The 12,718-nt window shown below is 32.4% G+C and carries 11 protein-coding genes; 2 read left to right on the top strand and 9 right to left on the bottom strand.

All coding sequences use genetic code 11. The features are described 5' to 3' along the window. Together ABID14_RS04360 and ABID14_RS04355 are read left to right on the top strand one after the other, a co-directional pair. On the top strand, positions 1-111 hold a 111-nt coding region (locus ABID14_RS04360; RefSeq protein ID WP_354367513.1), incomplete at its 5' end, for a transposase. 23 nt (positions 112-134) lie between these two features. Then, positions 135-539: a helix-turn-helix domain-containing protein gene (locus ABID14_RS04355; protein WP_354367523.1), complete on the top strand. Its 405-nt coding sequence runs from the start codon at positions 135-137 to the stop codon at positions 537-539. Positions 540-555: 16 nt separating this feature from the next. Here ABID14_RS04355 and ABID14_RS04350 read toward each other — a convergent pair whose 3' ends face one another. The 9 genes from ABID14_RS04350 to ABID14_RS04310 all read right to left on the bottom strand — a co-directional run bounded on the left by ABID14_RS04350 (position 556) and on the right by ABID14_RS04310 (position 12,718). Further along, positions 556-1,731 carry a M20/M25/M40 family metallo-hydrolase gene (locus ABID14_RS04350; RefSeq protein ID WP_354367511.1) on the bottom strand — a complete coding sequence of 392 codons (1,176 nt, stop codon included), beginning with the start codon at positions 1,729-1,731 and terminating at the stop codon, positions 556-558. A gap of 12 nt (positions 1,732-1,743) precedes the next feature. Further along, on the bottom strand, positions 1,744-2,466 hold the full coding sequence (locus ABID14_RS04345) for an amino acid ABC transporter ATP-binding protein (RefSeq protein ID WP_354367509.1): 723 nt from the start codon (positions 2,464-2,466) through the stop codon (positions 1,744-1,746). Further along, the gene (locus ABID14_RS04340; RefSeq protein ID WP_354367507.1) at positions 2,459-3,136 is read right to left on the bottom strand and encodes an amino acid ABC transporter permease; all 678 of its coding nucleotides are present in this window, start codon (positions 3,134-3,136) and stop codon (positions 2,459-2,461) included. The genes ABID14_RS04345 and ABID14_RS04340 overlap by 8 nt, the downstream gene beginning before the upstream one ends. A 57-nt stretch (positions 3,137-3,193) precedes the next feature. Then, a complete protein-coding gene (locus ABID14_RS04335) occupies positions 3,194-4,111 on the bottom strand; it encodes a transporter substrate-binding domain-containing protein (RefSeq protein WP_354367505.1) in 918 nt (305 codons plus the stop codon). Positions 4,112-4,384: 273 nt separating this feature from the next. Continuing rightward, a complete protein-coding gene (locus ABID14_RS04330) occupies positions 4,385-5,152 on the bottom strand; it encodes a L,D-transpeptidase (protein ID WP_354367503.1) in 768 nt (255 codons plus the stop codon). Between the two features lies 1 nt (position 5,153). Further along, the gene (gene uvrA, locus ABID14_RS04325; protein WP_354367501.1) at positions 5,154-7,970 is read right to left on the bottom strand and encodes an excinuclease ABC subunit UvrA; all 2,817 of its coding nucleotides are present in this window, start codon (positions 7,968-7,970) and stop codon (positions 5,154-5,156) included. An 8-nt stretch (positions 7,971-7,978) separates the two neighbouring features. Further along, positions 7,979-9,961, bottom strand: coding sequence for an excinuclease ABC subunit UvrB (uvrB, locus tag ABID14_RS04320; protein WP_354367499.1), 1,983 nt, complete (start codon positions 9,959-9,961; stop codon positions 7,979-7,981). Between the two features lie 361 nt (positions 9,962-10,322). Next, positions 10,323-11,510, bottom strand: a complete 1,188-nt coding sequence (locus tag ABID14_RS04315; protein WP_354367497.1) for a S41 family peptidase — start codon at positions 11,508-11,510, stop codon at positions 10,323-10,325. After that, positions 11,510-12,718, bottom strand: coding sequence for a murein hydrolase activator EnvC family protein (locus ABID14_RS04310; RefSeq protein WP_354367495.1), 1,209 nt, complete (start codon positions 12,716-12,718; stop codon positions 11,510-11,512). Before ABID14_RS04310 ends, ABID14_RS04315 begins: the two co-directional genes overlap by 1 nt.

The following is a 12,718-nucleotide window of genomic DNA, read 5'->3' as shown; positions in this document are numbered from 1 at the left end:
GTAATACGTATATTTCCAAATGAAAAATCAGCAATAAGATTAATAGGAGCTATATTAATTGATATAAATGAAGAGTGGATATCTACTCAAAGAAGCTATATTAAATTTTAGATAATCATCATTTGCCTTAAAAGATTAACACAATTTGTAAAATAAAAGAAAGTGAAATTTCTTATAAAATAGTCGACTATATTTACACTAATTATAACGAAGATTTAAACTCTAAAGATGTATCAAATAAATTCGGCATAAATGCAATAGAACTAAATTACCATTTAAAATATTTAGTAGAGAAAAACTTTGAATGCTTTTTAAATTATGTCAGAATTACAAAATCTGTTAAACTACTTTTACACACAGAAGATACAATCTCACAAATAGCCTATCAAGTTGGATATAACTCTATAAGAACATTTAACAGAAATTTCAAAAAATTTTATAACACAAACCCCGCAAAATTTAGGACACAAGTTCAAATACAAAAAAATAAACACTGTTATATAGAAAATTATATAGCAGTGTTTTTATATTTAATCTAAAAATATTGATAGTAATCTAGTCATTTAACGTCTTTTTAAATTCTTCCTTAATTTTAGCTACAATTTTCGGATTATCTAAAAGTCTACCGATAAATTCTAATATGATAATTGCTCCTTTATCAATAATATCTTCTGATTCTTTTGATTTCACAAAGTCTGCAACTCTTTTAGTGTGGAATGGAATTTCTTCTTCAGATATTGAAATATATGGATGAAATGCAGGTGCTCTATAACTAATGCTACCGATATCAGAAGAACCATCTGCAAAATCCATCTCTTCGTATTCCAAATTATTATCTTCCATTATTTCTTTTATTAAATTTGTCCCAGTTTGATTATAAACCATATCTCTAAATGTGTATCCAAAAGTTTCAAGTTTATATTCCGTCTGAGTTGCCTTTGCACATCCATCTAAAATATCTTTTACCCAAGGCATGATTTCATCTTTTACTTCTGAATAGTTTCTTGCTCTAAATGCATACTTTGCTTTGGCAAATTCAGGAATCATACCAGGAGCTGATCCACCATTTAATACTATACCCTCGACAATTGCACCAGGTTTTAGTGATTTTCTCATCATGTCAAAAGCATGTATAGATAGCATAAGTCCATCAAGTGCAGAGCGTCCTTGCCAAGGCGAACCAGCACAATGAGCGGGCTTTCCTTTAAAGCTTATCTCATATGTGTCAAGTGCCAAAAATTTTCCATTTGGTTTGTTTTTACCCGATGTCAAGTGAACCATTATTACTGCATCATATTTGTCAAATACACACATGTCTGCCATAGGACTTTTTAATCCTTCATCTTCTTCTCCTGGAGTCCCAATTATGTCTACATTTGCGTCAATTAATTCTTCATTTTCTTTAAGTGCAAGAGCCGACAATATTGAAATTGCAGCACTTGAAGAGTGACCGCAAGCATGGCCGATATCTGGCAATGCATCGTATTCTACAAGTATTGCAAAATTATATTTTGCATTTTCTTTTTTTATTACATTGCCAAAAAAAGCTGTCTCAAAATTACAAAAATTTAGCGTAGTATTTATTCCATAATTATTTAAAATTTCTACAATTTTTCTGGAAGAATTGAATTCTTTTTCCGAAATTTCAGGGTTTTCTGCCAAATAATAATTTAAATTATAGGCTTCTTCTTTAAATTTGGACATTGACTCTATTAATTTTTCTACTGCCATAATAACTCTCCTTTACAATACCTTAGCTAAAAAGTTCTTAGTCCTTTCATTTTGAGGATTCCCAAAAACTTCTTCAGGAGTACCTGATTCCACAACCATTCCCGAATCCATAAAAAGAATTCTGTCACCAACTTCTCTAGCAAAACCCATCTCATGAGTTACTACAACCATAGTCATTCCATCTCTTGCTAAATCTTTCATTATGTCCAACACTTCGCCAACCATCTCTGGGTCAAGTGCCGATGTAGGTTCGTCAAATAACATAACTTCTGGATTCATTGCAAGTGCTCTTGCAATTGCAATTCTCTGTTTTTGTCCTCCTGATAATGAGCTTGGATAGTCTTCTTTTTTATCTGGTAATCCTACTCTATTTAAAAGTTTAATGGCTTTTTCTTCCGCATCTGACTTTGACATTTTCTTTACCAAAATTGGTGCTAGAGTGATATTATCAATAATATTTAAATTATTAAATAAATTAAATGATTGAAAAACCATTCCCATATTTTCACGAATATTGTTAATATTTATTTTTTTGTCAGTTATTTCTTTTTCATCCACGAATATTTTTCCTGATGTTGGGCGTTCAAGCAAATTTAAACAACGTAAAAATGTAGATTTCCCACTTCCACTTGGTCCAATAATAACGACAACTTCGCCATCTTTTATTTCTTCATTTATTCCTTTTAATACTTCTAAATTATCAAAAGATTTTTTGAGGTTTTCCACTTTAATCATTTGCCAGTCTCCTTTCAAGCACACCCATTGCTTGTGATAATGAAAATGTCATTATAAAATAAATTATTGCTGCATATACAAAAGGTCTAGTGGATTCGTATATGCCCGATGATATGCTCTTACCTGCATACATTAACTCTGCCACACCAACTGTATATGTTATTGATGACTCTTTAATTAGCGTGATAAATTCATTTACAAGTGCTGGCAATATATTTTTAATAGCCTGTGGCATGATTACTTTTTTCATCGCAAGTTTATGATTTAAGCCAAGTGATCTTGCTGCTTCCATCTGCCCTTTGTCTACTGAATTAATTCCCGACCTAATAATTTCTGCTACATATGCAGCTGAGTTTAAAGAAATAGATAATGCACATAATAGCATTGGTTCTTTGAGTAGACTCAAATTGTCGGGTATAATTTGCTTCAATCCAAAATATACAATCATTATCTGAACGAGCATCGGCGTACCTCTAACAATTTCAATATATGCTCCCGAAATAATATTTAAAAATTTACTCTTGGATAATTTCATAAGTGCAAGAATAATACCAAGAGTAAGCCCAAGAATAACTCCAACTATTGAAAGCTCTATTGTTGTGAGTGCCCCTCTTAAATATGACGGAAGATATTTACTTAAAAAATCTAGCTGATTAGTTATAAAATTCATAATGTCTCCTTATCTTCTCTAAAAAAAATTCCCCACATATTTGTAGGGAATATTTAATTACTTTCCAGCTTCTTTGTTGGATAATTCAATATACTCATCAAGCCATTTATTAATTGTGCCTGAATCTTTTAATTCTTTGACGATTTTTGAGATTGCCTTTGTTAAATCGTCATTACCTTTTTTAGTCGCTACTGATTGACCTGGTTCTTTTTCTATACCTAAATCTGTAACAATAGCAAGTCCATCAGCAATATTTGCAAATTGCTTTGCAGGTATTTCAGATAAAAATGCCACATCAATTGATTTGTTTTTAAGTTGTTCTATAAGAACATTATTTAAATCAAAACCTTTAACATTATATTTAAATTTTTCTTCTGCTATTTTTTGTTGAATTGTACCAAGCTGTGTACCAATAATTTTGCCGTCCAAATCATCAAATGATTTATATTTATCTTTATTTTCTTCTAGGACTAAAAGTACTTGCTCTCCATCGAGATATGGTTCAGAAAAATCGACTTGTTTTTTTCTTTCTTCATCGGCAGCCATTCCTGCGATAACAAAGTCTACATCCCCTGCTTTTAATGAAGCAATAAGCCCTTCAAAGGCCATATTTTTTATTTCAAGTTCTACACCAAGTGTGTTGGCCACCTCTTTAGCTATTGCTATATCTACTCCTTGATACTCTTCTTTACCATTTTGGAACGAAATCCATTCCATAGGTGGAAAATCTGCCGAAGTACCAAGGACTATTTTACCCTTTTCTTTTATGGCTTTAACCTTTTCGCCTTCTTCGATATCAATTTTTATATTATCTGTATTTTCAGATGTTTCTTCATTTTCCTTATTTTCTGCTACCTCTGTATTTGCAGTATTGTTCGCCTCAGTCGCCTCTTTTTTATTATCCGTTATTTGACAAGCGACAAGTGTCAAACCCAAAAATAAAACTAATAATACATTCAAAAACTTCTTCATCATTTTTTACCTCCCATTGTTTATAAATTATAACTACCTAAACTAATGGGGTCATCTCATATTGCTGGAAAAGTTTGATGTGAAATCAATTTTATTCCATATGCTCTTTAGATTATCATTGATATCCAAGATTAAGGCCTCCTTTGAATAATTTTAAAAACAATTATAACCCAAATAAAATTTAATTTCAATCTTATTTGGGTTAATTTTTTATATTATAGTTGTAAATTAAAGTATTTTTATACCTCTAATCACATACAAAATATTAAATTGTTACTAAAATTCCAATAAATCTGCTGCTGGGAAATCTTGCACAACTTCTACTGGTTTTTCTACAGGCTTCGGTTCTTCTTTTTTAATTCTTGAATATTGGTATACTCCCCAATTTTCAAGTTCATTATCTGTACCTAACCAAACCGGAGCTCCAACTTTCATAGTAGGAAACACATAGTTTTCTATATCATAATTATACATTCTGATGCATCCATTAGAATAATAACCTCCAATTTGATGAGGTTTAATATTTCCATGAATACCATATCCACTTAAACCCGAAATTTTCAGCCCCATCCATCTTTCTCCTAATGGATTGTTTGGATCGTCAGAAGCTACTGGTGTATATTTTCCACCCATTCCACCCCACGCAGGATTTTTGTGTTTATTTACTATAGTTGCCTTTGCACTTGGAGTTGGCGTTAAATTTGTTCCAAGTGTAACAGGATATTTTCCTATTGATTGTCCGCCTCTATATACTGTCAAAATTCTTCTCGATTTATTAACTGTTATCCACACATCACTTGTTGGTGGTTTTACAATCATATCACGCACTTCATAATTTGGAGTATAAAGGGCAGTTTTTGTCTTTTGATCTAAAGCACCAGTCACAGGAAGATTCATTTGAGCCTGCCATTTTTTTAATTCGCTGACTCTTGCAGCGCCGCTCTTGTCCATAAAATTATTCTTTTGCATAAAACCTTCTGCAAAAACATAAGTTGGCAAGAATAAAAATATAGCAAGAGCCAATATTATAAACTTATTTTTCACATTACACCTCTAGTTTATCTTTCAAAAATTTACCTGTATATGATTTTTTACATTTTACAATTTCTTCAGGTGTGCCAGTAGTTATTATTTCTCCACCACCATCGCCACCTTCAGGTCCTAAATCTATTATATAATCTGCACATTTGATTACATCGAGATTGTGTTCAATTGTAATCACAGTATTACCTCTATCTACCAATTCATCTAAAACTTTTATTAATTTATTGATATCCTCTGCATGTAGACCTGTAGTGGGTTCATCTAAAATATATAAAGTCTTACCTGTAGCTCTCTTGGAAAGTTCAGAAGCAAGTTTAATCCTCTGTGCTTCTCCGCCTGATAACTCAGTTGATGATTGCCCAAGCTTAATATAAGAAAGTCCAACATCCCTTAGGGTTTCTAATTTCCTCAAAACTCTTTCATGATTTTGGAAAAAGTCAATGGCCTCATCAACAGTCATGTTTAGAACATCACTTATATTTTTACCTTTATATTTTACATCTAGAGTTTCTCTATTATACCTTTTACCTTTACACACTTCACATGGGACATAAACATCTGGCAAAAAGTGCATCTCTACTTTTAATATTCCATCTCCCTTACAAGCTTCACACCTGCCACCTTTGACATTAAAAGAAAATCTGCCCTTTTTATACCCTCTCATCTTAGCTTCATTGGTATTTGCAAATATATCTCTTATTATATCAAATGCTCCCGTATATGTCGCGGGATTTGAGCGAGGTGTCCTTCCAATTGGAGATTGGTCTATATCTACAATTTTATCAATAAATTCGGTTCCGATTACCTCATCATGTTTGCCTGGTTTTACCTTTGACTTGTTAATTTTTTGTGCCAAAGTTTTATATAAAATTTCATTTATAAGAGATGACTTCCCTGAACCAGATACACCAGTCACACAGACAAATTGACCAAGAGGAAATTCGACATCTATATTTTTTAAATTATTCTCTTTTGCTCCAATAATTTTAATCAATTCTCCTCTTAAAGGTCGTCTCTTTTTAGGAACTTCAATTTTCTTTCTGCCACTAAGGTATGCACCAGTTATAGACTCTGCAACCTCCATTATATCTTCAGCACTGCCTTGAGCAACAATTCTGCCTCCTCCAACTCCTGCAAGAGGTCCAATATCTACTATCTCATCTGCTGCAAACATTGTGTCCTCATCATGCTCAACTACAATTAAAGTATTACCTATATCTGTCAAGTCTCTTAGAGATTTTAATAATTTTTCATTATCTCTCTGATGCAGACCAATGCTCGGTTCATCTAGTACATAAATTACACCTACAAGTTGTGAACCAATTTGAGTAGCTAGTCTAATTCTTTGAGCTTCTCCACCTGAAAGAGTACCTGCCATCCTAGAAAGTGTAAGATAGTCTAGCCCTACATTTACTAAAAATTCAAGTCTCGATTTTATTTCTTTAACTAGTTCTTTTGCAATTATTTTTTCACTCTTCGAAAGCTCTAGATTTTCAAAAAATTCAAGTGATTTATCAATAGAAAGTTGTTGAAGTTCAAATATATTTAGTCCACCAACTTTGACTGCAAGTGAAGTTTCTTTTAATCTGGCACCATGACATTTAGGACATGGTACCTCTTCCATAAACTCATCTATTTTATCTAGCATTCTATCAGAGTTTGACTCAGAGTATCTCCTCTTAAGATTTTTAGAAATACCTTCAAATCCACCCGAATATCTTTTTCTTCCAGAAAAATATGAATCATAATAAAAAGATAGGTTTCCATCATAACCATCAAATATAGCATCCAAAAATTCTTTAGGAGCATTTTTAATTGGCTCCTTGGTACTAAAATTCATCTTGCTGGCAATATGAGAAATTATTTCATAATAATAAGTTCCTTTTGAAGTAGAATAACTTGCAATAGCACCTTCATCAATGGATAATTCTTTATTTGGAATTACCAAATCTCTAGAAACTTCCTTAGAAAATCCAAGACCATTACATTCATCACACGCACCCAAAGGCGAGTTAAATGAAAAAGATCTCGGAGTCACTTCTTCTATGATTATATTACAGTGAGGACAAGCAAGTTTTGTAGAAAAAACTAAATCTTCGCCATCAATTACATTTATTTTTGCAATCCCATCACCCATAGTAGTAGCTATTTCCAAAGAATCCGCAAGTCTAGAACTTATGCCATCTTTTATTATTATTCTGTCCACCACAATATCAATATCATGATACTTATTTTTTTCTAATTCAATCTCGTCTTCAATATTATGCATTTCGCCGTCGACAAATATTCGAAGAAATCCTTCCTTTTTTATTTTTTCAAATACTTTTTTATGTTGTCCTTTCCTGTGTCTGACAATCGGAGATAAGATTTGAATTCTAGTTCTATCCTTCAACTTCAACACTTCATCTACCATTTGGTCAATTGTATATGAAGAAATTTCCTCTCCACATTCTGGGCAAAAAACATGACCCACTCTTGCATATAGAAGTCTCAAATAATCATATATTTCTGTAACTGTACCTACAGTTGAGCGTGGGTTTTTGGACGTAGTCTTTTGGTCAATAGAAATTGAGGGACTCATCCCCTCAATATAATCTACCTCCGGTTTATCCATCTGTCCCAAAAATTGTCTCGCATAAGATGAAAGTGATTCAACATATCTTCTTTGCCCTTCAGCATAAATCGTATCAAAAGCCAAAGATGACTTGCCTGAGCCTGAAAGACCAGTGAAAACTACAAATTTATTTCTCGGAATTTTAAGGTCCACATTTTTTAAATTGTGGGCCCTAGCACCTTTTACAATTATTTCGTCGTTCAAATTATCACCTATACTATCGCTTCTTTTTTCTTCTCTTTAAGTTCATTTATTTTATCTCTAATTTCTGCAGCTTTTTCGAAATCAAGTTCCTCTGCAGCTCTATACATTTCTGGTTTTAGAGCATCAATCATAGCAGAAATTTCTTCTTTTGTAAATTCATTTTCATTAACTTCAAAATCAACATCTTCTTCTGCCGCAATCGAAGTATTGATTACATCACGAATTTCTTTTTTAATAGTTTTTGGAACAATATTATTTTCCTTGTTATACTCATCTTGAATTTCACGTCTACGACGAGTCTCATCAATGGTCACCTGCATAGATTTTGTTATAACATCAGCATACATTATAACTTTTCCCTTGGAATTTCTAGCAGCACGGCCAGCAGTCTGAATTAACGAAGTTTCAGATCTCAAAAACCCTTCTTTGTCTGCATCTAAAATACAAACTCGTGAAACTTCAGGTAAATCTAGTCCCTCTCTCAATAAGTTTATCCCTACTAGAACATCTACCACACCAAGACGCAAATCCCTAATTATCTGCATTCTTTCGAGAGTATCAACATCAGAATGCATATAAGTTACCTTGTAACCAATATCCTTTAAATATCTCGTAAGATCTTCTGCCATTTTCTTGGTCAAAGTCGTGATAAGAACTCTTTCTTTTCTACTGATAATCTCGTCAATTTCATTTAAAATATCATCAATTTGATTTTTAATCGGTCTTACTTCAATAATAGGATCAAGTAGACCTGTAGGTCTAATTAATTGTTCCACTTGCTGCTCAGTATGTTCTAATTCATAAGGCCCTGGAGTCGCCGAAACGTAGACATTTTGATTCATCATACTCTCAAATTCATTAAACCTCAAAGGTCTATTATCGAGAGCTGATGGAAGCCTAAAACCATATTCTACTAGAGTTTCTTTCCTAGACCTATCACCATTAAACATTCCTCTAATTTGAGGAATAGTTTGATGAGATTCATCTATAATTGTCAAAAAGTCTTTTGGAAAATAGTCAATTAGAGTATACGGACGGGAACCAGGATCTCTACCCGATAAATGCCTAGAATAATTCTCTATACCAGAACAAAATCCCATTTCACTTAGCATCTCAAGATCATATCTAGTCCTTTGCTCAAGTCTTTGTGCCTCTAAAAGTTTCTCCTGATCTCTTAAAATTTTAAGTCTTTCTTCAAGCTCTTCTTCAATTGTTACAATTGCCCTTTTGACCTTGGCCTCAGAAGTAGCAAAGTGAGAAGCTGGTGTAATAAAAGCATGATTTAAGTAACTGACAACTTCCCCAGTAAGAGCATTAACTTCCGATATCCTATCAATTTCATCACCAAAAAATTCAACTCTAATTGAGTTTTCAGAAGAAGAAGCAGGAAAAATATCTAAAATATCCCCACGTACTCTAAAAGTACCACGGGAAAAATCAAAATCATTTCTCACATACTGTATACTGACAAGCTTTGACATAATCTCATTTCTATCACGTATCATACCAGGACGCAAAGATATCGCCAAACTTTCATAATCAATAGGATCTCCCAAACCATAGATACACGAAACAGAGGCAACTATTATAACATCTCTTCGCTCAAACAAAGACATAGTCGCAGAGTGTCTCAATTTATCAATTTCATCATTAATAGATGAGTCCTTTTCAATAAAAGTATCCGTACCTGGAACATAAGCCTCAGGTTGATAATAATCATAATAAGAAACGAAATATTCTACAGCATTTTCTGGGAAAAATTCCCTAAGTTCTGAGCATAACTGATAAGCCAATGTCTTATTATGAGCGATAACAAGAGTTGGCTTTTGGACTTTTTCTATAACATTTGCCATAGTAAAAGTTTTACCCGAACCAGTAACACCTAAAAGATTTTGGTGTTTATAACCTTTTTTAATACCTTCAGCAAGTTTTTCAATTGCTTGAGGTTGATCCCCAGTAGGTTTATATTCAGAATGAATCTTAAATTCCATTAAATCACCTTTTTAAGATAAATAAACTATAGCGTTAAATAAAGTATATTTATTCAATACTCTTTTGTAAATAAAATTACTAATCAAATAGGAATTAATATATACCCAACTTTAATGATAACAAACCTTTGTTCAGTTGTAAAATTTTTATACAGTTTTCTCTATTATTTTTTCTGACTAACATTTAATCAAATAATAGACAAATATATTTACTAATTAATATACATCAAATTAGATTGATTTTTATATGTTTTTACCATTATTATATATTTTTTTAAAATAGATTTATGATAACTAAATTAAAAAATAATTCACTCTGTCTAATCGTCAAAGTGAATTATTTTGATTGAAATATTAAGTTTTATTCTGCTTTATTTCCAGCATTTTCTTTTAATATTTGTAATGCTTTTTGTAATTGTGTGTCTGTATCTTGATATTCTATTCCAATTCCTTTTACATCTTTCGGTATCTCTACTTTATAGTCAGGTTCTATGCCCAATTTATGAATTGATTTACCTGATGGTGTAAAGTATTCTGCGGTTGTGAGTTTTATTCCGTCTCCACCAGGCAATTTGCTAACTGTCTGAACAATTCCTTTACCAAAAGTTTTTTGTCCAACTATTGGTGCTCTTTTTAAATCTTTAATGGCACCTGATAATATTTCTGATGCTGATGCTGATCCTTCGTTTACTAACACTACCATATTTATATTATTATATTTTGAATCAAGTTTATATTCTTCTACTATTTCGTCTTTATTATTCTTCAATGTTACAAAAGTTGATTCTGGTAGAATTGCATCACCTATTTGTACTGCTCCATCTATTACTCCTCCAGGATTGCCTCGCAGGTCTAAAATTATGCCTTTCACATTTTCTGAAGTGAGTTTATTTAATGCAGTTTCAAAATCTTTTCCTGTTTCTTCGTCAAACATTATAATACCTATATATCCATATTCTCCAATTTTATCTGAGATTATGGAATCCATTTTAACTTCTTCTCTTTTTACTTTTATTTCTTTTGTTTCGTTGGTATCTTTTTTTAGGATTAGAAGGTTTACTTCTGTTCCTACTTTTCCACGTATTGCTTTGGATGCTTCATTTATTTTTTCGGAACTAAAGTCCTCGCCATCTATTTTTAAAATTTTATCTCCTGCTTCTAGTCCCGCTCGTTCTGCTGGCGAACCTTTTAAAGGCGATATTACTGTTACTGTACCATCTTCTGCAGGCGAGATTAACACGCCAATTCCGTGGAATCTACCACTTGTTTGTTCGTTCAAACTATTTAATTCTTCTTTAGTTAAATACTGTGAATATGGATCATTTAATCCTGCTACAAGTCCTTTTAATTTGCCTGTTTCAAAGTCTTCATCTTTTATATTTTTGTTATATAAAAAATTTTCTCTGACATATTTTTCGAGAAAAACCATCTTTGTATAGTTAGTCCCAGAACCCAATAATGTTTGTACTGTCAAAAATCTTGTAATTAAAGCAGTTGTAATTACAACTAATACAACTGCCAAAATTTTAAATAATTTATTCTTTTTCATTATATATATCCTAATGGATTTACTGTTGAACCATTTACTCTCACTTCAAAATGTAAATGCGGTCCTGTAGAAAGTCCAGTTGAACCTATAAAGCAAACTACATCTCCAGCTGATACTTGTTGTCCTGCGGATACATTAAAAGCTGAATTGTGTGCATAGACTGTGACTGTATCTCCATGGTCAATCATCACTACATTTCCATATCCGCTCATGCAAGTAGCCATTATTACTACACCTGATTTTGCTGCGACTACAGGTGTTCCTGTTGGCGCTGGTATGTCAACTCCTGAATGGAATTTCCTATAACCAAGTATTGGATGAGTCCTATATCCATATGGTGAGGATATTCCATAATATCCTGGAACTGGCCAAGTATAATTTGCTCCGCTTCTTGGTGCTGAATCTACGCTTACATTAGTTCTTTTAGGCATGGAGCGAGCGAGTTCTTTTTGTTTTTGAGTTTGAATTTCTTTTTGAAGTCTTGCAATTTCTTTATCTAGGTTTGCCCAACTTGCTTCAGCTTTTTCATACTCTTTGCTATAAAGGTCTATATTAGATTCTAATTCCTTCATATAGGCATTTTTTGCTTCAACTGCTGCTTCATAACTAGCTTTTTCACTTTCTAGCGAGATTCTATTTGTCTCTACTTTGGCTCTATCTTCTTTTAAGCTGCGTTCCACTTCTTCAATTGTTTTTATTTGCTGTTTTATATATTCTATAAGTTCTCTATCAGCTTCTGCAATCGAGGAAACAACTTGGTTATTTCTAAGTAATTCTTCAATATCTCTTGAATTTAAAATAACTTGAAGGTATTCAACATTGCCTTTTTTGTACATTTCACGAATTCTTAAACGAAACATATCTATGTTTTCTTGTAAATTTAATTTTGCTTCGTTAAGTTTTTGTTCGTTATTGGCAATGTCAACATTTAAGCGATCAATTTCTTTTTCTAATTTTCCAATTTTTGCAGATGTTCCAGCTATTTTGCCATCAAGGGTATCTATTTCTCCAGTCACTGCTTTTTTTTCAGTTTCAGCTCTATTGATATTTTGTTTTTGAGCATTCATTTGAGTATTAAGTTCACTTCGCTCATTCATTTTTTTATTTTTCTCTGCACTCAGTTCTTTGGAACTTTGTGCCAAAGTTGCCGTTGGTATTGACATAGCTAGAGCTAGTGCTAATGCCAATACCCTCTTATTACTGTTCAC

It is taken from the genome of Peptoniphilus olsenii, assembly GCF_040545475.1.
In the GTDB taxonomy this organism is placed as follows: Bacteria; Bacillota; Clostridia; order Tissierellales; family Peptoniphilaceae; genus Peptoniphilus_A; species Peptoniphilus_A olsenii.
The sequence above is the reverse complement of the archived record's forward strand: the minus strand, read 5'-3'. Positions and strand labels throughout refer to the sequence as shown.

Bases quoted from the DNA above. Each gene is read 5' to 3' on its own strand.
- ABID14_RS04350 (WP_354367511.1), bottom strand. From the start codon at position 1,731: ATGGCAGTAGAAAAATTAATAGAGTCAATGTCCAAATTTAAAGAAGAA.
- ABID14_RS04345 (WP_354367509.1), bottom strand. From the start codon at position 2,466: ATGATTAAAGTGGAAAACCTCAAAAAATCTTTTGATAATTTAGAAGTA.
- ABID14_RS04340 (WP_354367507.1), bottom strand. From the start codon at position 3,136: ATGAATTTTATAACTAATCAGCTAGATTTTTTAAGTAAATATCTTCCG.
- ABID14_RS04335 (WP_354367505.1), bottom strand. From the start codon at position 4,111: ATGATGAAGAAGTTTTTGAATGTATTATTAGTTTTATTTTTGGGTTTG.
- uvrB (WP_354367499.1), bottom strand. From the start codon at position 9,961: ATGGAATTTAAGATTCATTCTGAATATAAACCTACTGGGGATCAACCT.
- ABID14_RS04315 (WP_354367497.1), bottom strand. From the start codon at position 11,510: ATGAAAAAGAATAAATTATTTAAAATTTTGGCAGTTGTATTAGTTGTA.